Here is a 21,735-nt window from a genome sequence, read left to right on the forward strand (position 1 = left end):
AGCTGCGATGTTCGGCATAGACATCACCGTTCTGGCGCTGGCCGCCCTTGTCGCAATATCGGCGGCGGCGCTCGCCTACGGCCTTTTGTTCTCGCGTATCGAAAGCGAAAAGAAGGCGGAAGGCCGCGTGCGTAAGGTCAGCGCGGCTGAAACGGACCGCGCCAAGGTGAAGGCCGCGCGGGACCGCGTGAGCGAACTGTCGAAGCGGCGCAAGTCCGTGCAGGATTCGCTGAAGGAACTCGAGAAGAAGCAACAGGAGCGCTCGGCCAAGTCTTCCCCTTCGATGAAGGTGCGACTGACCCAGGCGGACCTCTCAGTTTCCTTGGGGCGCTTCTATCTGTTCAGCGCGCTTTTCGGCGCCTTCGCCTTTCTCGTCGCCCTGATCATGGGAGCCGGGCCCGCTATAGGCCTCGGCATAGCAGTGATCGCCGGCCTTGGCCTACCCCGTTGGTTTGTCGGCTTCCTGATCAAGCGACGCTGCAAGAAGTTCCTGGAGGAGTTTCCGAACGCTCTCGAGACCATGGTCCGCTCGATCAAATCGGGCCTTCCTCTCAATGACGCGCTCCGCCTCATTGCCGCCGACGCGCAGGAGCCGGTGAAGACGGAGTTTCGCCGCGTGGTGGAATCACAGCAGGTCGGGTTGAGCGTCACTGATGCCTGTGCCCGCATGATCAATAGCATTCCCTTGCCGGAGGTGAACTTCTTCGCGATCGTGATCGCCATTCAGGCGCAGGCGGGCGGCAACCTTTCCGAAGCCCTCGGCAACCTGTCGAAGGTTCTGCGCGAACGTAGGAAGATGAGGGCGAAGGTCAGCGCGATGTCGATGGAGGCCAAGGCGTCGGCGTGCATCATTGGTGCCCTGCCGTTCATCGTTGCTTTGCTGGTTTATCTGACGTCACCCGCATACATGATGGTCCTGTTCACCGACCCGCGCGGCCACTTGATTATCGGTCTCGGCCTCTTCTGGATGAGCGTAGGCATCATGGTGATGCGCAACATGATCAATTTCGATATCTGAGGGGGCATCGATGAGCACGGGCCTGATCAAGACACTGACCGATCCGAACGTTGTCCTGGCCGTTCTGGTTTCGCTCGCCGTGCTCGCGACTTTTTATTCGCTGATCGTGCCGTTCTTCGAACGGGGCGACCTCGGAAAGCGGATGAAGTCGGTTGCGAGCGAGCGGGAACAAATCCGAGCACGCGAACGGGCGCGGCTTGCTGATATGCAGGGCGGCAGGGCGAGCCTGCGTGGCCAAAACAACGCCTCCATTCGCCAGATCGTCGAACGGCTCAATCTGCGCACGGCGCTCGTGGATGACAAGACGGTCAACCGTTTGAAAATGGCCGGCTTTCGCTCACAGAATGCCCTCAATACCTTCCTGTTTGCGCGTTTCTGCCTGCCCTTCCTGTTTCTGCTCGTCGCCCTCGTCTACATCTTCGGGCTCGGCAACTTTGCCGAGAAACCGCTGATGGTACGTCTCTTCTTTGCGATCGGTTTCGCCTATCTGGGCTTCTACGCGCCGAACATTATCGTCGCCAATGCCGTCTCCAAGCGTCAGGCTTCCATTCGTCGCGCCTGGCCGGATGCACTCGACCTTCTCTTGATCTGTGTCGAATCGGGTGTGTCGATGGAACTTGCCATGCGGCGTGTCGCCGACGAAATCGCAGCCCAGTCGCAGCCATTGGCGGAAGAACTCGTGCTGACGACGGCAGAACTTTCCTTCCTGCCCGAGCGTCGCGCAGCACTTGAAAACCTCGGTCTTCGCACCGGCCTCGAAGAGGTCAGGTCGGTGGTCCAGGCACTCATCCAGGCGGACCGCTACGGCACCCCGATCGCCCAGGCCTTGCGCGTCCTTGCGCAGGAAAGCCGTGATCAGCGCATGAACGCGGCGGAGAAGAAAGCGGCGGCGCTGCCGCCGAAGCTGACGGTGCCGATGATCCTCTTCTTTCTGCCCGTGCTGGTTGCCGTCATCCTTGGACCCGCCGGCATTCAGGTGGCCGACAAGTTCTAGACCACCCTGCGTTCAGACGAACGCACGAACGACGCTCTGGAACCTTGATTCCAGAGCATCTTTTTCGCTTCCAGCGATTCCGCTCGACGCGGGATGCTCCAGCGAATTTCGGAGTGTAACTGAAAATCGTCGTCCGTTACGCCCACTGCTTAGGACAGTGTCGGCTTACGACGTCGCGCGGACTGATGCGCGCTTAAACGCATGCGTTTCTGAGGTGAAATACACCGGAGGAGGGGAGAGCCGCCTGACCGTGCCTCGCCTGCAAGGTGCTCAGTTGGTCTTCGCTTCGTCAGCCTTGGCCAACTGCTTCCACGCTCCCTGCTGGGAGAGCATCGAGCGCAGATAGGCGACGTTCGCTTCCGCCTGCTCGCTGGAAAGCTCCTGCCGGGCGATGGTCTCGGCCTCCTGAAAGCGGCCCTGAAGCCCGACGGCCAGCGCCAGGTTCTGGCGAACGCTGCTGTCAGCACCGGGCTGGGCCGCCGCCGATTTGAGATAGGTTTCGGCGGTGCGGAGATCCTTGGTCAGAAGATAGGACATGCCGAGATTGGAGAGCACCGACGGTTCGTTCGGCTTGAGTTCGAGCGCTTCGCGGTAGCGCGTGCGCGCCTCCTGCGGGCGTCCGAGTTGGTCGAGGATTGCGCCCTCGGCCGATTTCAGCTTCCAGTCCGGACGGTCCGGGGTCTGGGCGCGGCTGATCGTCGCCAGCGCCTGATCGAGCTGGCCGGCCGCGGCCTGCGCCTTGCCATAGGCGCCGAGCACTTCCCGGTCCGACGGATTGTTGATCGCGACCTGCTGCATGACCGCGAGGGCCTGCTCGTTGCGGCCGGTCATACGCAGGAGGTTGGCGTAGTTGAGCCCGGCTTCGCGATCCTTGGGGTTCTTTTCATAGGCCTGGCCAATGCTTTCGGCCGCCGCCGAAAGCTCGGTCGCGGTCATCGACTGAACCGGCGTCGACGTTCTCGAAATCGAGCCCGTGGTCAGCTCCTTCTTCGGCTGATTGGCGCAGCCTGCGAGCGAGAGCGCCACCAGCGCAATCGCCGCGCCCTGGAAGAAGTGAGCGACTTTCAACGGTGAAGTCGTGCGTTTGGCCATGAGTGTCCCCAGCATGCATTCGCGCACCTGAACTTCAGACAACACCGGCGCAACTTTCACTCCAGCAATAATCTGTTAACCCTAACGGAGCGTTAATGGCGCGATTCCATCTCTGTCAGCCGAGGACTTTCATGGCTCCCTATCAGTTCATCGAGCGGCCGTCGCCGTTCAACACCAGCGCCGGCAAGACCCTGCCGATCTTCGCGGTCACGCCGGCGCATATCGAGACGGGGACGATCGATCCGATCGCTTTGGACTGGGCGCGCAAGGCTGGCTTCACGGCCGAATCCGGCGCGGTGCTGTTGATCCCGTCCTCAGACGGCCATCTCGGCGGTGCGCTCTTCGGTCTCGGCAGCAACCCGTCGGAAGCGCCGTTTCTGGCCGGCAAGCTTGCGCGAGCACTGCCGGCAGGCAAGTGGCACATCGAAACCGCGCCGCTCACCGCCAACCGGCTGGCGCTCGGCTATGGCCTCGGTTCCTATCGCTTCGAGCGCTACAAATCCACCAAGGGCGAGCCGCCGACACTGCTGATCCCCGCCGACGCCGATGCGACCGATATCAAGCGGCAGCTCGCCGGCGTCTTCCTTGCGCGCGACCTGATCAACACGCCAACCAACGACATGGGTCCCGAGGCGCTCGAAGCGGCATTCCGCGCGCTTGCCGCCCACTACAAGGCCGATGTCTCGGTGATATCGGGCGAAGCGCTGCTGACGCAGAATTTCCCTCTGGTCCATACCGTTGGACGCGCCAGCGCCGAAGCTCCGCGCCTGCTTGAGCTGCGCTGGGGCAAGAAGGGCCACAAGAAGGTAACGCTGGTCGGCAAGGGCGTCTGCTTCGACACCGGCGGTCTCGACATCAAGCCGGCCGCCTCGATGCTCTTGATGAAGAAGGACATGGGCGGTGCCGCCAATGTCCTCGGCCTCGCGTTGATGATCATGGACGCCAAACTCAAGGTCGATCTGCGCGTCATCGTGCCGGTTGTCGAGAACTCGATCTCCGCCAATGCCTTCCGCCCCGGTGACATCTATCGCAGCCGCAAGGGGCTGACAGTTCAGATCGACAACACCGATGCCGAGGGCCGGCTGATCTTGGCCGATGCGCTCGCCTATGCCGACGAGGAGAAGACTGATCTTTTGGTCGACATGGCGACGCTCACCGGTGCCGCTCGCGTCGCGCTCGGCCCGGATCTACCGCCCTTCTTTACCGACGACGCCGACCTTGCCCATGATCTCTCGGAAGCAAGCCTCGAGGTCGACGATCCGATGTGGCGCATGCCGCTTTACAATGGCTACGACAAGGATGTCTCGGCACGGATCGCAGATCTCACCAATGCGCCGGCGGGTGGTATGGCCGGTTCAATCACTGCAGCGCTCTTCCTCCGGCGTTTCGTCACCAACACCAAGAGCTGGGTGCATTTCGACATCTTCGGATGGGCACAGTCCGAGCGGCCGCATTCGCCGGTTGGCGGCGAGGCGCAGGCGATCCGGGCGCTCTACCATCACGTCCAGAAGATGGCAAAATAGCCTATCGGAACGATTGGCAAGAAAGAAACGCTTGCGTAACGATCCGCCGCTATCGTGGCGGATCAGTTTCTTGCGCAGGAGCCGCCATTGCCGATCGAGCTTACGCCCTCCCAGGCCCTCGGGCTTTGGCATACGGTGTCGCTCGCCCAGGTGCGCGTCGACAGCCGCGACCTGACCCTGCGGCAGCTGGCGATCCTTCTGCACATCTACCTCGTGCCACCGCCCCACACGGTGCGCGGACTGGCGGCGACGCTTGGCGTTACCAAGCCGGTCATCACCCGCGCGCTCGATACCATGGGCGCTCTTGGTCTCGTGGACCGGGTGCGTGACGATATCGACCGGCGCAACGTGATCATCAAGCGCACCGTCGAAGGTGCGCTTTACCTTGAAAAACTCGGCGATCTGATCATTCTTCATGGTCGCAAATTGACCTTGTGAGTCTCAGCCATGTCGCAACTGCCGGACCGTCGTCTCAACGCCTATCGCAGCGATCTCGCCGAAATCGCGCTTCGCGGCCAGGTCGAGGCGGAGCGTTATGTCGAGGGAGAGGTGGCGACGCTCGCCGTGCCGGTCGCGCCGCTCCGTGCCCGCCCGGACGCCGCCTGCGGCACGGACACCGAGGTGCTCTATGGCGAGGGCGTGCGGGTGCTTGATACGGCCGAGGGCTGGGCCTGGGTCAAAGCCGATCTCGACGGCTATGTCGGCTATCTGCCGGAGACGGCTCTTCTGCGGCAGACGACCGTTCCGACCCATATCGTCACCGTGCCGCGCACATTCGTCTACAACGGTGCCGACCTCAAGTTTCCGCATGCCCTCGCTCTCTCGATGGGAAGCCGTGTCGCGGTCATCGGCGAGGCGGAAACGCGTGGCACGCGCTACTTCCTGCTTGAGGGCGGCCGCGCGATCGTCGCCAATCATTGTGCGCCCGTTGGCCACGCCGTCAGCGCCGACTACGTCGCCGTCGCCACCCGCTTCCTGGAGACGCCCTATCTGTGGGGCGGCCGCTCCGGCTTCGGCATCGATTGCTCAGGCCTCGTCCAGACGTCGATGTTGATGGCAGGCCGTGTAGTCGAGCGCGATTCCGACATGCAGGCGGCTCGACTCGGGATGCCGATCTCTCGTGAAGAGTTGCGGCGCGGCGATCTCGTGTTCTGGAAGGGCCATGTCGCGATCATGGAAGACGAACGCACGCTGGTCCATGCCAACGGCCACACCATGTCGGTCGCGCATGAAGGATTGGAAGAGGCGATCGCTCGCATTGGCTGGCTCTACGACCAGCCGACCGGCTATCGACGGCCCTGAAGCAAGCCACGTGCAGGCGGGTTGATTCCGCCGCACCTCGCTTCCGCTAAATCAATAGCCGGCTACTTTGTCGACCACGTGTTCGAGCGATTGACCGCTTTCGAAGCGGGCGATCTGCTGCTCGACATGGCGGAACAACGCCTTGACGTCGGAGGATGCCGCCACATGCGGTGTGACATACACGTTCGGCATGGTCCAGAAGCGGCTGTCGCTGGCAAGCGGTTCCTCTTCGAAGACATCGAGCGAGGCGCCGCCGAGCACGCCATTGTCGAGTGCCTGAACGATATCGGCTTCGACCTGGCTGCCGCCACGGCCGGCATTGATGAAAACAGGCGCACCGAACGGGCCGTTGCGGCTGAGCTTGGCAAACAGGCGCAGATTGAAGATGCCGCGCGTGTCCGGCGTCAGCGGCAGCAGACCGACGAGGAAATCCGTGCGCGCCAGGAACGTGTCGAGCTCGCTGCCGCCGAAGGTCTCGATGCCTGCGACGTCTCGCTTGCTGCGCGACCAGCCGACGACCTTGAAGCCCATGGTGGAGAGCTTGCGGGCGGCGTCCTGGCCAAGCACGCCCATGCCCATGATGCCGACCGTGATGTCTGCGGCTTCCGGCTGGGTCAGATCGCGCCATTCGCGCTTCGCCGCTAGCGCCTCATAGGCGCGGTGCTGGCGCAGATGCAGAAGACATTGCATGACGACCCACTCGCTCATGCGCGTCGTCAGCGTCTGATCGACGAAGCGCACGAGCGGCACCTCGGGAAGCCCGGGAAGCGTCAGCACGTGATCGACGCCGGCGCCGCCGGAGAAGACCACCTTGAGATCCGGCGCCCGCTCGAAGAGATCCGGCGCCGATTTCCACACCACTGCATAGTCGATCCCCGAGAGATCGCGGTTGTGGTGCACGACGTCGGCGCGATTGATCACCTCGCGATCGGGAAAGGCGCCGCGAAGAGCCGCCTCGACCTCCTCCGGAATGAACTTCAGATCGACGATGACGGGGCTCTTTGCGGACATTGCGGGCACTCTACTGGCGGATCGCGGTGAGATTGACGGCTTCGAGGTTGAAGGCCGCTGCCATCAGCGCCTTCGTGTAATCTTCGCTCGGCGCATTGAAGATGCGCTCGGCCGGCCCCTGTTCCACCACCTTGCCCAGGCGCATCACGATCATCTCGTTGGCAAGCGCCCGCACGACCTTCAGGTCATGGCTGATGAACAGATAGGCGAGATCGTGTTTGCTCTGCAGGTCGCGCAAGAGATCGACCACCTGCGCCTGCACGCTCATGTCGAGCGCCGAGGTTGGTTCGTCGAGCATGACGAATTGCGGCTTCAGCACCATGGCACGCGCAATGGCAATGCGCTGCCGCTGGCCGCCGGAGAACTCGTGCGGATAGCGCCAACGGGTCGAGGGGTCGAGGCCGACCTCTTCGAGAGCGGCGGCGACGCGGGCGTCGCGATCGTTCTCCGAAAGCGAACGTTCATGGATCTTCAGGCCTTCGGCGATGATATCGGCCACCGACATGCGCGGGCTGAGCGAGCCATAGGGGTCCTGGAAAACGATCTGCATCCGGTTTCGAAGCGGCCGCATTTCGTTGAAGCTGTAGCGGTCGATGTCCTTGCCGATAAAGGCGATGCGGCCCTTCGACGAGATGAGCCGCGTCAGCGCCAGGCCGAGCGTCGTCTTGCCGGAACCGGATTCGCCGACGACCCCGAGCGTCTGGCCGGCGCGCAGCTTCAGGTCGATGCCGTCGACGGCCTTCACATGGTCGACCACCTTGCGCAGAAAGCCGGCCTTGATCGGGAACCAGACCTTCATGTCGGAGGCTTCCATCACGATCGGCTTCGACGCGTCTGATGGCGGTGGGTTTCCCTTCGGCTCGGAGGCGAGCAGATGGCGGGTATAGGCGTGCTGCGGATTGGCGAAGATCTCGGCGGTCGGCCCGGTCTCGACGATCTTGCCCTTGGTCATCACGCAGACCCGGTCGGCGATCTTGCGCACGATGCCGAGGTCGTGGGTGATGAACAGCATCGACATGCCGTGTTCGTCCTTGAGTGTCTTCAGAAGCTCGAGGATCTGCGCCTGCACCGTGACGTCGAGCGCCGTTGTCGGTTCGTCGGCGATCAAAAGCTCGGGCCGGTTGGCCAGCGCCATGGCGATCATGACGCGCTGGCGCTGGCCACCGGAGAGCTCGTGCGGATAGGCGCTGAGGCGCTTCTCCGGCTCGCGGATACCGACCTGATTGAGAAGCTCGAGAATGCGGGTGCGCGCAGCGGCTCCTTCGAGCCCCTGGTGCAGTTCGAGGATCTCGCCGATCTGCCGCTCGATCGAATGCAGCGGGTTGAGCGAGGTCATCGGCTCCTGGAAGATCATGGTGATGTCGTTGCCGCGCACGTTGCGCAGCTCCGCATCGCCGGCCTTCAACAGGTCCTTGCCGTTGAAGACGATCTCGCCGCTCGGGTGGCTGGCCGAAGGATAGGGCAGAAGTTTCAGGATCGAATTGGCCGAAACCGACTTGCCGGACCCGGATTCGCCGACAAGCGCCACGGTTTCCCCGCGCTTGATCTCGAAGGAGATGTGGTCGACGGCGATCGAGGTGTTGCCGCCCTGGTGAAAGGCGACCGAGAGGTCGCGGACGGAGAGGATGGGATCTGTCATCGTCGCGCTCACCGGAATGTCTTTCTCGGATCGAAGGCATCGCGCGTTGCTTCACCGACGAAGATCAGCAGCGATAGCATCAGCGACATGACGCAGAAGGCCGTCAGTCCGAGCCAGGGCGCCTGCAGGTTGGATTTGCCCTGCGCGATCATCTCGCCGAGCGAAGGCGAGCCCGGCGGCATGCCGAAACCGAGGAAGTCGAGCGATGTCAGCGTCGTGATCGAGCCGGAGAGGATGAAGGGCAGGAAGGTCAGCGTTGCGACCATCGCGTTCGGCAGCAGGTGGCGATACATGATCGTGCCGTTGCCGACGCCGAGCGCGCGCGCCGCATTCACATACTCGAAATTGCGCGCCCTTAGGAACTCGGCGCGCACGACGCCGACGAAGCCGACCCAGGAAAACAAGAGCATGATGCCGAGCAGGATGAAGAAGCCCGGCGGCAGGATCGCTGCAATGATTAACAGGATGTAAAGCACCGGCATCGACGACCAGATCTCGATGAAGCGTTGCATCAGGAGATCGGTCCAGCCGCCGAAATAGCCCTGGACAGCGCCCGCGGTCACGCCGATCACCGCCGAGGCAATGGTCAGCGTCAGGCCGAACAGCACCGAGAGACGGAAGCCGTAGATCATCCGCGCAAACACGTCGCGGGCCTGGTCGTCGGTGCCGAGCCAGTTGAGATTGCCGACGATACAGTTGCGGTCGTTGAGCCCCTCCGGGTAGGCGGAGCAGCGCTCCTCCTTGTCCATCAGCCAGAAGGGTTTGGTGGGCGCCGAATGTGGGATGTTGGAATTGACGGTCTGATAGGAATAGCGGACCGGCGGCCAGATCATCCAGCCATTGGCCTCGATTTCGTCGCGGATGAAGTCGGAGCGGTAGTCGGTCTCGGCAAGGAAGCCGCCGAACTTTTCCTCCGGGTAATCGATGACAACAGGGAAGAGAAGCTCGCCCTTGTAGGAGGCGACAATGGGCCTGTCGTTGGCGATGAATTCGCCAACAAGGCTGAGGCCGAAAAGCGCAAGGAAGATCCAGAGCGACCAGTAGCCGCGTCGGTTCGCCCTAAAATTCTGCCAGCGCCGCTGGTTGACCGGAGACAGCCAGCCGCGCGGGGGCACCGCCACGCGGCTTGTCGGGGAGGTCGTCACGTCCACCATCAGACGTCCCTCCGCTCGAAGTCGATGCGCGGATCGACCCAGGTGTAGATGAGGTCTGACAGCAGGCTGACGAGCAGACCCATCAGCGAGAAGATGAAGAGCGTTGCAAAGACGATCGGGTAGTCACGCTTGACGACCGAATCATAACCGAGGCGACCGAGGCCATCGAGCGAGAAGATGTACTCGATCAGCAGCGACCCGGTGAAGAAGGCCGAGATGAAGGCGCCCGGGAAGCCGGCGATGATGATCAGCATGGCGTTACGGAACACGTGGCCGTAGAGCACCTGGCGATCGTTGAGACCCTTCGCCCGCGCCGTCGTCACATATTGCTTCTTGATCTCGTCGATGAAGGAATTCTTGGTGAGCAGCGTGGTGGTCGCAAATGCCGAAAGCAGCAGCGTGATCAGCGGCAGGGTCATGTGCCAGATGTAGTCGAGTGGCTTCTGCCACCAGGGCAGTTGCCAGAAATTGTCGGAGACAATGCCGCGGAGCGGGAACCAGTCGAAGAACGACCCGCCGGCGAAGATGACGATCAAGAGGATGCCGAACAGGAAGCTCGGCACGGCATAGCCGATGACGATGATGCCGGAGGTCCAGACGTCGAAGGCCGAGCCGTCGGAAACCGCCTTCTTGATGCCCAGCGGGATGGAGATTGCGTAGGAAAACAGCAGAATCCAGAGGCCGAGCGAGATCGAGACCGGCATCTTCTCCTTGATGAGATCGATGACCGAGGTGTTGCGGAAGAAGCTCTCGCCGAAGTCGAAGCGGATGTAATTCCACATCATCGTCGCGAAGCGCTCAAGCGGCGGCTTGTCGAAGCCGAATTGCTTCTCGAGCTTGGCGATGAATTCGGGATCAAGCCCTTGGGCACCGCGATAGCGCCCGCCTTCGTCGCCGCCGGCCTGCATCAGGTCGCCGCTGCTGCCGCTCAGGCGATCGGAGCCGCCAGCATTGGTGAGATCTGAAATCACCTGCTCGACCGGGCCGCCCGGCGCGAACTGTACGATGGCGAACGAGATCGCCATGATCCCGAAGATCGTCGGGATCATCAGAAGGAGGCGGCGCAGAATATAGGCACCCATCAGGCGAGCCTTTCGATCGACGTGTGGGCGATGGCCCGGACCGGCGAAGCGTCGGCATGCCGTCTATGGTGTCTCAATCCCTGTGTCTCCTTGCGGCTGTCAGGCCCGGATCGGGGCTTGTTTCAGTGATTCGTTTTTTTGCATTTGGAATCGAGACGCCATCCGAGTGCAAGGACTTCATTTGGGGGTAGCGTTTTTCGACCACCAGATCGACGGGAAGCCGATCGCATAGGTCGGGAGTTCGGCGGGGCGAGCAAATTTGTCCCAATAGGCGATGTTCATGTCGCGCTTGTAGTAAAGCGGCACGACGAAATTGTGGGCAAGGAGCACGCGGTCGAGCGCTTTCGTCGCCGCCACCAGCGTCTCGCGATCCTTGGCGAAAATGACCTTGTTGATCAGTGCATCGACACCCGGGTCGGCAATGCCGGCGTAGTTTCGCGAGCCCTGTTCCCCGGCGGAGCGCGAACCCCAATAGTCGAGCTGTTCGTTGCCGGGACTCAGCGTCTGTGCCCAGACGATCCAGGTCATGTCGTAGTCGAAAGCGCGCGTGCGATTGGTGTACTGCGAAGCGTCGACGGTGCGCACACGCGCGTCGATACCGATCTTCTTCAGGTTCTGGGCATAGGGAAGCGCGACGCGCTCGAGCGTGGCGCTGCTGAGCAGGATCTCGAATGAGAAGGGCTTGCCCGTCTTCGCCTCGACCATCCGATTGCCCTTGAGCTCGAAGCCGGCCTCCTTTAGCAGAGCGATCGCCTGGCGAAGGTTGTCGCGTCCCGCCTGTGGCGTGCCGCCCACCGGGTTCTTGTAGGGTGTCGTGAAGACTTCCGACGGCACCTTGTCCTTCACTTCGTCAAGGATCGCCAATTCAGCGCCCTGCGGCAGGGCCGACGAGGCGAGATCCGTATTCCAGAAGTAACTGTCGATCCGCGTGTACTGGTTGTAGAACACCGTGCGGTTCATTTCCTCGAAGTCGAGGGCATAGTTCAGCGCCTCGCGCACCTTTTCGTCATTGAAGGGCGGCCGGCGCATGTTCGGGACCAGAGCCTGCATGATGCCGGTGGCCCTCAGCGGATTGGGTAGGCTCTCGCGCTTGACGCGACCGTCCTTCACTGCCGGAAAATCATAAGCGGTTGCCCAGCGCGCCGCGATGTTTTCAAGCCAGTAATCACTGTTTCCCGAACGAAACGCCTCGAACTCGACATCCCGGTCACCGAAGAAGGTATAGCTGATCGAGCCGAAATTGTTCTGCCCGACATTGACGTTCAGCGACTTGCCCCAGTAGTCGTCCCTGAGCTCGTAGCGAATGGACGAGCCGGCCGAAAATGCGGCGATCTTGTAGGGGCCGGATCCCATCACCGGCTCAAGCGTCGTCTTGTTGATGTCGCGCGGCTTGCCGTCCGTTCCTTGGCCCTCCCACCAGTGCTTCGGCAGGATCTGCAGCTGGCCGAGGATGTGGGGCAGCTCGCGGTTGTTCTTCTCATCGAAATGGAAGGTGACGTCGCGTTCGCCGGTCTTTTCCGCCGAGGTCACATGCTTGTAGTAGTTGGCGTAGAGCGGATCGAGCTCTTTGCTCTTGTCGAAGCTGAAGATGACGTCTTCCGGCGTCACAGGCTTTCCATCCGCCCATTTGGCTTCCTGCCGCAGCCGGAAGGTTGCGGATGAAATGTCTTCTGGGAACGAAACGCCTTGGGCGAGCAGACCGTAAGCGGTCGAGATCTCGTCATCGGCGGATTTCAGCAGCGTGTCGAAGACGAGCGTCAGCCCGACTGCGGGTTGTCCCTTGTCGAGGACCGGGTTGAAGGTATCAAATGTTCCGGTGCTCGACAGTTTGACGTCGCCGCCCTTGGGCGCATCCGGATTGACATAGTCGTAATGGGCAAAATCGGGCTTGTACTTCAGTTCGCCGATGAGGGAGAGGCCGTGATGCCAGTCGGCATGGTCGGCGCGTGCTGCAGGAGGAAGGAGGAGAAGTGTCGCTGCCAGTAGCGACGCTGCGATTCCAGGTTTCACGGTCCTGCAGAAGTTTGGCATCCAGCCGGTACCCCTTATATTTCAATCTTCTTTTGCGAGAGCATAGGCGAAATCGGGGCAATTGACAGGCACTGCCGCAAATCAGGCAAAATTTTTGAGTCACATCCCGGTGATTCACAAGCGCGTGACGCGTAAGGCTGAGGCAAAGACGGGGCCTTAGGATCGGGGTTCGTCGGACAGGGAATGCCGCGAGTTGGCGCTGCTGTCCGCGAGACAAATGGGACGAAATTCAATGATTGCTCCACTTCGACGTTGCGGCTCGGCGTTTCTTGCGTTGCTGCTGGGAACAAGCCTTCTGATTGCCGACAACGCGGCGGCCGAGGATGTGCCGGCAAAGGCGCTGTTCGGTGCCAAGGCCCTGCCAGCCGAAATGGCCGCGAACCCCTATGGTTTCTACGCGAAGGGCTGCCTTGCCGGCGGTGTCGCCATCCCGACCGACGGGCCCACCTGGCAGGCGATGCGGCTGTCGCGTAACCGCCGCTGGGGTCACCCGCAGATGATCGCGCTGATCGAGCAGTTTTCGCACGATGCCGCCGAAAAGGTCGGCTGGCCCGGCCTGTTGCTTGGTGACATCTCGCAGCCGCGCGGCGGTCCGATGCTTTCCGGGCACGCGTCCCACCAGATCGGTCTTGACGCCGATATCTGGCTGACGCCGATGCCGCAGCGCACGCTCACCTATCGCGAGCGCGAGGATATTTCGGCGACCTCGATGCTGCAGAAGAACAAGTTCCTGACGGTTGATCGTTCCATTTGGACGCCAAAACACGCGCAGCTCATCATGCTGGCTGCCAGCTACCCGCAGGTGGAGCGCGTCTTTGTCAATCCGGCGATCAAGAAGAAGCTCTGCGACACCTGGACCGGGGACCGATCGGCGCTTGGCAAGGTCCGGCCGATCTACGGCCATGACTATCACTTCCACATCCGCATCAAATGCCCCGCGGGCGCAGCGAGCTGCAAGGACCAGGCGGCGGTGCCGGCCGGCGATGGCTGCGACAAGTCGCTGGCCTGGTGGTTTACCGACGAGCCCTGGGCAAAGCCGAAGAAAAAGCCGGGCGAAAAGCCGGTGAAGCCAAGGCTCACGACCATGGCCGACCTGCCGAAAGCCTGCGCACTCGTGTTGAACGGTCCGGCGCCTGCCTCGGAAGAGGCCGCCACGTTTGGCACGGCCTATCGGGCGGCGGCACCTGCCCCTGCGATACAGGGTATCGAGCAGGTGATCGGCGCTGCCGCCGGAGACGTTCCGCCGGCCGATATTCCGGTGCCGCTGGCCCGTCCGACCTTGCGATGATCATGAACGCGTGAGCGGGGTGGGCGGGCTTCAATCTTCCCATCGCCGCGGCGTTCATGTATAGGGCGATCAAATCGATTTAAAGATTGATGCGAGGCCCGACATGGCGGATCGGAAATGCATTGCCCTGATCGCTCACGATCAGAAGAAGGACGATCTTGCGGCTTTCGCCAAGGTGCATGAAGCGGTTTTGTCCCAATGGCGCATCGTTGCGACAGGCACGACAGGCGGCCGTGTCCTCGATGTCTGTCCGGGGCTCGATATCACGCGCCTGAAAAGCGGTCCGCTCGGCGGCGACCAGCAGATCGGCGCGATGATCGCCACCGGCGAGGTGCAGCTTCTGATCTTCTTCGTCGATCCTCTGACGGCAATGCCGCATGACGTGGACGTCAAGGCGCTGATGCGTCTCGCGATCGTCTACGACATTCCAATGGCCCTCAACCAGGCGACAGCCGAAAGGTTGATCGACTTCAACCCAAAATCATAAACGTGATCGCTTCTCATGAATTAGGCGGCTGCGGGCGGAAAACCGGACACACTTTCCCTTATCCCGCTCTAGCTGATAGACAGCGATATACCTGCCACGACGATCAGGATGGATCTTGCGATGCCCGGCACCAGTGAAAACGCCTTCCCCTTTCCGATCCTGATCGGTGATATCGGTGGCACCAATGCCCGCTTTGCCCTGCTCCTCGATGCTTTTGCCGAGCCGAAGCAGCTGCCGCCGATCAAGACCGGCGATTTCGAAACGATCGAGGAGGCGATGCAGAAGAGCATCCTCGACAAGACCTCGGTGCAGCCGCGTTCGGCGATTCTGGCGGTGGCCGGTCCGATCCGGGGCGATGAAATTCCGCTCACTAATGCCGGCTGGGTGATCAGGCCGAAGGACATGCTCTCGAGCCTTGGCCTCGAGGACGTACTGATCATCAACGATTTCGAGGCACAGGCGCTCGCCGTGGCCGCGCCGGCGGACGAGGATCTCGTGCAGATCGGTGGCGGCAGTGTTCGTCCCCTGACGTCGCGTGTGGTCCTCGGCCCGGGCACGGGTCTCGGCGTCGGCGGACTGGTCTTTGCCCAGCACACCTGGATCCCGGTACCGGGCGAGGGTGGCCATGTCGACATCGGCCCGCGTAGCGAACGCGACTTTCAGATCTGGCCCTTCCTCGAGCCGATCGAAGGGCGCATGGCCGGCGAGCAGATCCTCTGCGGGCGCGGCATCATGAATCTCTATCGCGCCGTCTGTGCCGCCGATGGCGTGGACCCGGTGCTCATCGATCCGGCGGAAGTGACGACGCACGCTCTGGCCGAGAGCGACAGGGCGGCGATCGAGACGATCTCGCTGTTCTGCACCTATCTCGGCCGCGTTGCCGGTGACATGGCGCTAATTTTCATGGCTCGCGGCGGCGTGTTCCTGGCGGGTGGCATCTCGCAGAAGATCTTGCCGGCGCTTATGAAATCACCGTTCCGTGACGCCTTCGAAGACAAGGCGCCGCACTCGGCGCTGATGAAGACGATCCCGACCTTTGCCGTCATTCATCCGATGGCGGCGCTCTCCGGTCTGGCCGCTTTTGCCCGCACGCCGAGGGATTTCGGTGTTGCAACGGAGGGACGCCGCTGGAGAAGCTGAGCAGTCGGCGCGCGCAAAGACTCGCCAAAGCGATACCAAACTACTATAGAGCCCCGGGAAAGGTCGGGCCGGAAACCGGCTCGCCACATTGGGTCCAGGGAAGACGGGCTTTTTGAGCGCCAGCAATAGAAAACAGCACGCGGTCGATTCCGATACGATCAGCGGAATTCTGAAACGGGTCATTGCGGAAAACGGTCGCGACCACATTCGCGGCTATGTCTTTGCCATAGCCTGTCTGGCCGTCGTCGCTGCAACAACCGGTTTCACGGCCTCGATCATGGAGACCGTGATCAACGAGGCTTTCGCCAACAAGCGGGCAGATATCGTCCTGCTCGTCTGCGGCGCGATCCTCGCAGCCTTCATTCTGCGCGGCTTCGCCACCTACGGCCAGGCCGTTGCCCTGTCGAAGATCGGCAACAACATCGTCGCGCGTTACCAGCGCCGGCTCTACGCCCATCTGATGGCGCTGAGCGTAGGCTATTTTAACGAGACGCGGTCGGCACAGCTTGCAGCTCAGATAAGCCAGAATGTCAGCGGCATCCGCGACGTGCTCAACCTGACGGTCACGTCGATCGCCCGCGATCTCCTGACCCTGATCGGTCTTGTCGGCGTCATGTTCGCCAAGGACTGGCTGCTGTCGATCATCGTCTTCGTCGCGGCGCCGCCATTGCTGCTCGGCCTGCGCTACGTTTCCAGGCGCCTGCGTTCGGCAACGCGCGAATCGATCGAGGTCAATAGCCGCGTTCTCGGTGCGATGCAGGAAACGATCCAGGGCATTACCATCGTCAAGGCCTTCACCATGGAAGGCGAACTGCGCGGCAAGGTCGATGCGATCATCGATCGGGCCGAGAACCGGGCGAACCGCATTGCGCGGTTGAGCGAGCGCACGGCGCCGATGACCGAAACCTTCGCCGGCCTCGCGATTTCTGCTGTGCTTGCCTATTCCGCCTTCCGCGCGATCTATGCGGACGTGCCGCCCGGCGCCTTCTTCGCCTTCGTGGTGGCTCTTCTGATGGCCTATGATCCGGCCCGCCGACTGGCGCGGCTGCAGGTCTCGATGGAGCGTGCTGCCGTCAATGCCCGCATGGTCTACGAAATCCTCGACACCGTGCCGCATCAGCGCGACAAGGCGGACGCCAAGGAACTGACCTTCACGAGTGCCGCCGTCGAGCTGCGCGACGTCCGTTTCCAATACGCCAATGGCGACGAGGTTCTGAAAGGCGTCAGCTTCGTTGCAGAAGGCGGCAAGACGACGGCGCTCGTCGGCCCCTCCGGTGCCGGCAAGTCGACGGTCATCAGCCTCATCCCGCGGTTCTACGATCCGGCTTCCGGCCAGATCCTGATCGATGGGCAGGATATTGCCGACGTTACCAAGCAGTCGCTGCGCAAGAGCATCGCCTATGTGTCACAGCAACCCTACCTCTTCGAAGGATCGATCCGCGACAACATCCGCTACGGGCGCATCGATGCGACCGACGCGGAGATCGAGGAAGCCGCGCGGCTTGCCTATGCGCATGATTTCATTCTGGCGCAGCCGCAGGGATACGATACCCCGGTCGGCGAAAACGGCATGACGCTTTCCGGCGGCCAGCGCCAGCGGCTGTCCATCGCCCGTGCACTCGTGCGCAATGCGCCGATCCTGCTGCTCGACGAGGCCACCTCGGCGCTCGATACCGAATCGGAAGCCGCCGTGCAGAAGGCGCTCGATTACGCCATGAACGGCCGTACGGTGATCGTCATCGCGCATCGCCTTTCGACCGTCGTCAATGCCGACAAGATCATCGTCATGAAGGATGGTTCCGTCGTCGAGGAGGGCACGCATGCCGAGCTTGCACGGCGACCGGACGGTCTCTACGCTCGGCTTCACAATCTTCAGGGCCAGTCGCCTGAGGCCAAGGCGCCCGAAGCGCCGGCCGGCGCCGAAATCTAGAACATTTCCAGCAAAAGCGCGTAGCGGTTTTGCGTCCGGAAATGCGTAAGAACAATGAGATAGAGCGTTTCCCGACGCCGTTTTGACTGGGAACGCGCTAACAGCGGACGAGAAGGAAATCACCGATGGGCGAACCCGATATGAAGCTCGTGGTGGTGGGTGCTGCAGGCCGTATGGGCCAGACGCTGATACGCACGGTCCACGCGATGGACGGCGTGCGCCTGCATGCCGCCATCGAACGCCCGGGTTCTCCCTTCATCGGCCGTGACGCCGGCGAAGTGGCCGGTCTCGGGCCGATCGGCGTGCCGGTCACCGACCAGCCGCTCGAAGCGTTCGTCGAGGCGGAAGGCGTGCTTGATTTCACAGCACCCGCGGGCACCGTCGAGTTTGCCGGCCTTGCGGCCCAGGCCCGCATCGTCCATGTCATCGGGACCACCGGCTGCTCGGCCGACGACGAGGCGAAAATCCGTGCTGCTGCGCGTCACGCCCGGATCGTCAAGTCGGGCAATATGAGCCTCGGTGTGAACCTGCTCGGCGTGTTGACGGAAAAGGCGGCGCGTGCGCTCGGCCCCGCCAATTGGGATATCGAAATCCTCGAAATGCACCACAAGCACAAGGTCGATGCGCCCTCGGGCACCGCATTGCTTCTCGGCGAAGCGGCGGCGACGGGACGCGGCATCAGCCTTGCCGACAATTCGGTGCGCGTGCGTGACGGTCATACGGGCCCGCGTCCGGCCGGTACGATCGGCTTTGCGACGCTGCGCGGCGGCTCGGTCGTCGGCGAACACTCGGTCATTCTCGCCGGCGAAGGCGAGCAGGTGACGCTCTCGCACAGTGCCACGGATCGCTCGATCTTCGCGCGCGGCGCCGTCACGGCGGCGCTTTGGGCACGCAGCCAGAAACCCGGCTTCTATTCCATGCTCGACGTTCTCGGGCTCAACTGACCTTTCCACTCTCAAGTCTCAAGGGGAATTCGACATGAGCGGTACTCTCGTCCTCGTCCGGCATGGCCAGAGCGACTGGAACCTGAAGAACCTGTTTACCGGCTGGCGTGATCCGGACCTGACGGAACTCGGCGTCGCGGAAGCCAGGGCCGGCGGCAAGGCGCTTGCCGAATATGGCATCAAGTTCGACATCGCCTTCACCTCGGACCTCGTCCGTGCCCAGCGCACCTGCCAGTTCGTGCTCGACGCCGTCGGCCAGTCCTCGCTCGAAACGATCCGCGACCAGGCGCTCAACGAGCGCGACTACGGCGACCTCTCCGGCCTTAACAAGGACGACGCACGCGAGAAGTGGGGCGAAGAGCAGGTGCACATCTGGCGCCGCTCCTACGACGTGCCGCCTCCGGGCGGCGAAAGCCTGCGTGACACCGGTGCCCGCGTCTGGCCCTATTACCTGACCGAGATCCTGCCGCGCGTGCTGTCGGGCCAGAAGGTTCTGGTCGCCGCCCACGGCAACTCGCTGCGCTCGCTGGTCATGGTGCTCGATCGTTTGACCAAGGAAGAGATCCTGAAGCTCAACCTCGCGACCGGCGTGCCAATGGTCTACAAGCTCAAGGCCGACTCGACGGTCGCTTCCAAGGAAGTGCTGGGCGACATGTCCGGCGCCCACTGAGCGCTGACAAATATGGAAATGAAGAAGGGGCGCCGAGCGCCCCTTTTTTGTTTTTCCAAGCAGTTCCAGGAAAGGTGCGAAGCGGCTTTCCGTCCGGATCTGCGTGACTTGAAAGCATCAGATCGTGCCGTCCGCCGCCTTGCCGGCTTCCCAGCCGAGGATCGCGCGCTTGCGCGTCAGGCCCCAGTGGTAGCCGGTGAGATCGCCGCTCTTGCCGAGTGCGCGATGGCAGGGAACCACGAAGGAGATCGGATTACGCCCGACCGCGGCACCGACGGCGCGCGAGGCCGTCGGCTGGCCGATCGTCCCGGCGATGTTCGAATAGGTGGTGGCGCAGCCGAGCGGGATCTTCAACAATGCCTGCCAGACCCGGATCTGAAAATCGGAGCCGATCAGGAAGATATGCAGCGGCTCTTCCTGGCGCCAGCGCGAGGGATCGAAGATGCGTGCCGCATAGTGGGCGGTGGCCGCACTGTCTTCGATATAGCTGGCGTTCGGCCAGCGTTGCGCCATGTCCTCGAAGCTCGCCTGTTCGCCGCCGCCATCGTTAAAGGCGAGGCCTGCCAGGCCGCGGTCTGTGATCATCACCAGCGCCGTGCCGAAGGGCGAGGGATGGTAACCGTAGCGGATCGTCAGGCCGGTGCCGCGCGCCTTCCATTCGCCGGGCGACATCGCCTCGTGGGTGACGAACAGGTCGTGCAGGCGGCTCGGCCCTGACAGGCCGACCTCGATGCTGGTTTCGAGCAGCGGCATGTCTTCCTGGCGCAACAGGCGCTTGGCATGGTCGAGCGTCACCGCCTGGAGGAAGGCCTTCGGCGAAAGCCCGGCCCAGCGGGTGAAGACCTTCTGGAGTTGCGTCGGCGACTGCTTCAGGCGGTGCGCCACCGTTTCGAGCGACGGCTGGTCGCGATAATCCTCGGTGAGCATTTCGATCACGCGGCTGACCGTATCGTAATCGGTGCCTTTCGGCGTGATGTCTGTGGGTACGGATGTCGCAATGTTCATGGCTCTTCTCCTGTCATGTCACAGGTAATCCCTTGCTGGTCCAGGAAACCACCCGAAACTTGAACGAATGCGCGGATTTGCGTCCCATTGGTCGTTCGGCGAGCGTCAGCGGCGGCGAACGGTCGCAAGCGCACCCGAGAGGGCGAGCGCGAAGGTCTCGCGATCGTCGCGATTGAGAAACGAACCGATGTCGGTCCGGCGGCCACCACCGCTGATCGTCATCGAGATGATGCCGATTTCCTGATGGCGGGCGACATTGAAGCGGGCCCAGAACGGATTGAAGCGGTGTTCGGTGATCTGGCCCGACGGCGTGAACTTGCGCACGGAAACATCGGTTCTGGAAACGCTGACCTCTTCGCGGCTGAGCGCCGAGCGGTAATTCAGCCAGAAGGCGCCGAACAGCAGCAGGTAGTCGAGCCCGAAGAAGAACACGATCGGCCAGGCGCCGATGACGAGGAAGACAAAAGCGTGCACCAGGCTGAGCAGTCCGGCGATCAGGAAGACGATCCTGAAGCCTTTTCGCCCGAGCGAACGATAGGGCGTAAGCTCGGCGGTGAAGACCGGCGCATCCTCGGGCGGGGTGGTGACGTTGCCATTGATCATGACCTTTGACTATAGATGCATCATGAAAAACGTGAAGCCGAAATTCCCCGTCAGCGCCGCAAAACCCAAGACGAGCCGCCGCGCAACGCCGCGGGTGAAGAGCCTCTACAGCCAGGACGAGCTCAAGGAGATTTTCCGCCGCTTCTCGATCCAGCGCCCCGAGCCGAAGGGCGAGTTGGAGCACGTCAACCCGTTCACGCTCGTCGTTGCCGTGGCGCTCTCGGCCCAGGCGACCGATGCCGGCGTCAACAAGGCGACGCGCGCACTCTTCGCCATCGCCGATACGCCGGAGAAAATGCTGGCGCTTGGGGAGGAAAAGGTCCGGGACTACATCAAGACCATCGGCCTTTATCGCAACAAGGCGAAGAACGTCATCGCGCTCAGCGAAAAGCTGATCCGCGATTTTGGTGGCGAAGTGCCGCGCACGCGGGAGGAACTGGTGACCCTTCCGGGGGTCGGTCGCAAGACCGCCAATGTGGTGTTGTCGATGGCCTTCGGCCAGTCGACGATCGCCGTCGACACCCACATCCTCCGCATCGCCAACCGCCTCTGTCTGGCACCGGGCAAGACCCCAGACGAGGTGGAAGACAAGCTGATCAAGATCATCCCGGATGAATACCTCTACCACGCGCATCACTGGCTGATCCTGCACGGGCGCTACTGTTGCAAGGCGCGCAAGCCCGAATGCGAGCGCTGCGTCATCGCCGATCTCTGCAAGTCGCCGGAAAAGACCTGCGAGATCCCGGCGCCGCTCGTCGAACTGCCGCCGCAGATCATCTCCGCCGCAGGCTGAGGCACCCTGGTGTTGTCTTGACGGTCGGC

The 21,735-nt window shown here is 62.4% G+C and carries 20 protein-coding genes; 12 read left to right on the forward strand and 8 right to left on the reverse strand.

The annotated features are described in order from the left end of the window. Positions 1 to 7: 7 nt before the first annotated feature. Positions 8 to 1,018 (forward strand): type II secretion system F family protein, encoded by a 1,011-nt coding sequence (locus IB265_RS00135; RefSeq protein ID WP_057247731.1) that lies wholly within the window; start codon positions 8 to 10, stop codon positions 1,016 to 1,018. 10 nt (positions 1,019 to 1,028) lie between these two features. After that, positions 1,029 to 2,012, forward strand: coding sequence for a type II secretion system F family protein (locus tag IB265_RS00140; RefSeq protein ID WP_057247732.1), 984 nt, complete (start codon positions 1,029 to 1,031; stop codon positions 2,010 to 2,012). A gap of 270 nt (positions 2,013 to 2,282) precedes the next feature. Here IB265_RS00140 and IB265_RS00145 read toward each other — a convergent pair whose 3' ends face one another. Further along, the gene (locus tag IB265_RS00145) at positions 2,283 to 3,104 is read right to left on the reverse strand and encodes a tetratricopeptide repeat protein (RefSeq protein ID WP_192494603.1); all 822 of its coding nucleotides are present in this window, start codon (positions 3,102 to 3,104) and stop codon (positions 2,283 to 2,285) included. 131 nt (positions 3,105 to 3,235) lie between these two features. Here IB265_RS00145 and IB265_RS00150 point away from each other — a divergent pair, with 131 nt between their 5' ends. From IB265_RS00150 to IB265_RS00160, 3 genes are all read left to right on the forward strand, one after another. After that, positions 3,236 to 4,627 carry a M17 family metallopeptidase gene (locus tag IB265_RS00150; protein ID WP_057247734.1) on the forward strand — a complete coding sequence of 464 codons (1,392 nt, stop codon included), beginning with the start codon at positions 3,236 to 3,238 and terminating at the stop codon, positions 4,625 to 4,627. Between the two features lie 87 nt (positions 4,628 to 4,714). Beyond that, positions 4,715 to 5,065, forward strand: a complete 351-nt coding sequence (locus IB265_RS00155; protein WP_057248220.1) for a helix-turn-helix domain-containing protein — start codon at positions 4,715 to 4,717, stop codon at positions 5,063 to 5,065. A gap of 9 nt (positions 5,066 to 5,074) precedes the next feature. Next, positions 5,075 to 5,929 carry an NlpC/P60 family protein gene (locus IB265_RS00160; protein WP_057247735.1) on the forward strand — a complete coding sequence of 285 codons (855 nt, stop codon included), beginning with the start codon at positions 5,075 to 5,077 and terminating at the stop codon, positions 5,927 to 5,929. Between the two features lie 51 nt (positions 5,930 to 5,980). Here IB265_RS00160 and IB265_RS00165 read toward each other — a convergent pair whose 3' ends face one another. The 5 genes from IB265_RS00165 to IB265_RS00185 all read right to left on the reverse strand — a co-directional run bounded on the left by IB265_RS00165 (position 5,981) and on the right by IB265_RS00185 (position 12,825). Further along, entirely contained in the window at positions 5,981 to 6,940 is a 960-nt protein-coding gene (locus tag IB265_RS00165; protein ID WP_057247736.1) for a glyoxylate/hydroxypyruvate reductase A, read from the reverse strand. 10 nt (positions 6,941 to 6,950) lie between these two features. After that, positions 6,951 to 8,579 (reverse strand): ABC transporter ATP-binding protein, encoded by a 1,629-nt coding sequence (locus IB265_RS00170; RefSeq protein WP_057248221.1) that lies wholly within the window; start codon positions 8,577 to 8,579, stop codon positions 6,951 to 6,953. 8 nt (positions 8,580 to 8,587) lie between these two features. Beyond that, positions 8,588 to 9,733, reverse strand: a complete 1,146-nt coding sequence (locus tag IB265_RS00175; RefSeq protein WP_057247737.1) for an ABC transporter permease — start codon at positions 9,731 to 9,733, stop codon at positions 8,588 to 8,590. Continuing rightward, entirely contained in the window at positions 9,733 to 10,815 is a 1,083-nt protein-coding gene (locus IB265_RS00180) for a microcin C ABC transporter permease YejB (RefSeq protein WP_057247738.1), read from the reverse strand. Before IB265_RS00180 ends, IB265_RS00175 begins: the two co-directional genes overlap by 1 nt. A 177-nt stretch (positions 10,816 to 10,992) precedes the next feature. Continuing rightward, positions 10,993 to 12,825 carry an extracellular solute-binding protein gene (locus IB265_RS00185; RefSeq protein ID WP_244495496.1) on the reverse strand — a complete coding sequence of 611 codons (1,833 nt, stop codon included), beginning with the start codon at positions 12,823 to 12,825 and terminating at the stop codon, positions 10,993 to 10,995. A 253-nt stretch (positions 12,826 to 13,078) separates the two neighbouring features. Between IB265_RS00185 and mepA the strand changes: the two genes are divergently transcribed. The 6 genes from mepA to IB265_RS00215 all read left to right on the forward strand — a co-directional run bounded on the left by mepA (position 13,079) and on the right by IB265_RS00215 (position 19,305). Beyond that, positions 13,079 to 14,134 (forward strand): penicillin-insensitive murein endopeptidase, encoded by a 1,056-nt coding sequence (mepA, locus tag IB265_RS00190; protein WP_375293048.1) that lies wholly within the window; start codon positions 13,079 to 13,081, stop codon positions 14,132 to 14,134. Positions 14,135 to 14,237: 103 nt separating this feature from the next. After that, positions 14,238 to 14,621: a methylglyoxal synthase gene (locus IB265_RS00195; RefSeq protein ID WP_057247741.1), complete on the forward strand. Its 384-nt coding sequence runs from the start codon at positions 14,238 to 14,240 to the stop codon at positions 14,619 to 14,621. A 120-nt stretch (positions 14,622 to 14,741) separates the two neighbouring features. After that, positions 14,742 to 15,761, forward strand: coding sequence for a glucokinase (locus tag IB265_RS00200; RefSeq protein ID WP_057248222.1), 1,020 nt, complete (start codon positions 14,742 to 14,744; stop codon positions 15,759 to 15,761). Positions 15,762 to 15,873: 112 nt separating this feature from the next. Further along, the gene (locus IB265_RS00205; RefSeq protein ID WP_057247742.1) at positions 15,874 to 17,691 is read left to right on the forward strand and encodes an ABC transporter ATP-binding protein; all 1,818 of its coding nucleotides are present in this window, start codon (positions 15,874 to 15,876) and stop codon (positions 17,689 to 17,691) included. 125 nt (positions 17,692 to 17,816) lie between these two features. Next, positions 17,817 to 18,635, forward strand: a complete 819-nt coding sequence (gene dapB, locus IB265_RS00210) for a 4-hydroxy-tetrahydrodipicolinate reductase (protein ID WP_057247743.1) — start codon at positions 17,817 to 17,819, stop codon at positions 18,633 to 18,635. Between the two features lie 34 nt (positions 18,636 to 18,669). After that, complete coding sequence (locus IB265_RS00215; RefSeq protein ID WP_057247744.1) at positions 18,670 to 19,305, forward strand: 2,3-bisphosphoglycerate-dependent phosphoglycerate mutase; 636 nt, start codon at positions 18,670 to 18,672, stop codon at positions 19,303 to 19,305. A 117-nt stretch (positions 19,306 to 19,422) separates the two neighbouring features. On the opposite strand, the gene IB265_RS00220 is transcribed toward IB265_RS00215, so the two are convergent. Together IB265_RS00220 and IB265_RS00225 are read right to left on the reverse strand one after the other, a co-directional pair. Beyond that, on the reverse strand, positions 19,423 to 20,310 hold the full coding sequence (locus IB265_RS00220) for a bifunctional helix-turn-helix domain-containing protein/methylated-DNA--[protein]-cysteine S-methyltransferase (protein ID WP_057247745.1): 888 nt from the start codon (positions 20,308 to 20,310) through the stop codon (positions 19,423 to 19,425). Positions 20,311 to 20,415: 105 nt separating this feature from the next. Next, on the reverse strand, positions 20,416 to 20,913 hold the full coding sequence (locus tag IB265_RS00225; RefSeq protein ID WP_057247746.1) for a DUF2244 domain-containing protein: 498 nt from the start codon (positions 20,911 to 20,913) through the stop codon (positions 20,416 to 20,418). 22 nt (positions 20,914 to 20,935) lie between these two features. Between IB265_RS00225 and nth the strand changes: the two genes are divergently transcribed. Beyond that, on the forward strand, positions 20,936 to 21,706 hold the full coding sequence (gene nth, locus IB265_RS00230; RefSeq protein WP_057248223.1) for an endonuclease III: 771 nt from the start codon (positions 20,936 to 20,938) through the stop codon (positions 21,704 to 21,706). Positions 21,707 to 21,735 lie beyond the last annotated feature (29 nt).

The sequence above is a fragment of the Ensifer sp. ENS10 genome (assembly GCF_014852025.1).
Classification (GTDB): Bacteria; Pseudomonadota; Alphaproteobacteria; order Rhizobiales; family Rhizobiaceae; genus Ensifer.

Coding starts and splice junctions, on each gene's coding strand:
- mepA (WP_375293048.1), top strand. CDS start 13,079: ATGATTGCTCCACTTCGACGTTGCGGCTCGGCGTTTCTTGCGTTGCTG.
- IB265_RS00225 (WP_057247746.1), bottom strand. CDS start 20,913: ATGATCAATGGCAACGTCACCACCCCGCCCGAGGATGCGCCGGTCTTC.
- IB265_RS00175 (WP_057247737.1), bottom strand. CDS start 9,733: ATGGTGGACGTGACGACCTCCCCGACAAGCCGCGTGGCGGTGCCCCCG.
- IB265_RS00180 (WP_057247738.1), bottom strand. CDS start 10,815: ATGGGTGCCTATATTCTGCGCCGCCTCCTTCTGATGATCCCGACGATC.
- IB265_RS00160 (WP_057247735.1), top strand. CDS start 5,075: ATGTCGCAACTGCCGGACCGTCGTCTCAACGCCTATCGCAGCGATCTC.
- IB265_RS00150 (WP_057247734.1), top strand. CDS start 3,236: ATGGCTCCCTATCAGTTCATCGAGCGGCCGTCGCCGTTCAACACCAGC.
- IB265_RS00200 (WP_057248222.1), top strand. CDS start 14,742: ATGCCCGGCACCAGTGAAAACGCCTTCCCCTTTCCGATCCTGATCGGT.
- dapB (WP_057247743.1), top strand. CDS start 17,817: ATGGGCGAACCCGATATGAAGCTCGTGGTGGTGGGTGCTGCAGGCCGT.
- IB265_RS00195 (WP_057247741.1), top strand. CDS start 14,238: ATGGCGGATCGGAAATGCATTGCCCTGATCGCTCACGATCAGAAGAAG.
- IB265_RS00170 (WP_057248221.1), bottom strand. CDS start 8,579: ATGACAGATCCCATCCTCTCCGTCCGCGACCTCTCGGTCGCCTTTCAC.
- IB265_RS00140 (WP_057247732.1), top strand. CDS start 1,029: ATGAGCACGGGCCTGATCAAGACACTGACCGATCCGAACGTTGTCCTG.
- IB265_RS00135 (WP_057247731.1), top strand. CDS start 8: ATGTTCGGCATAGACATCACCGTTCTGGCGCTGGCCGCCCTTGTCGCA.
- IB265_RS00165 (WP_057247736.1), bottom strand. CDS start 6,940: ATGTCCGCAAAGAGCCCCGTCATCGTCGATCTGAAGTTCATTCCGGAG.
- IB265_RS00220 (WP_057247745.1), bottom strand. CDS start 20,310: ATGAACATTGCGACATCCGTACCCACAGACATCACGCCGAAAGGCACC.
- nth (WP_057248223.1), top strand. CDS start 20,936: ATGAAAAACGTGAAGCCGAAATTCCCCGTCAGCGCCGCAAAACCCAAG.
- IB265_RS00215 (WP_057247744.1), top strand. CDS start 18,670: ATGAGCGGTACTCTCGTCCTCGTCCGGCATGGCCAGAGCGACTGGAAC.
- IB265_RS00145 (WP_192494603.1), bottom strand. CDS start 3,104: ATGGCCAAACGCACGACTTCACCGTTGAAAGTCGCTCACTTCTTCCAG.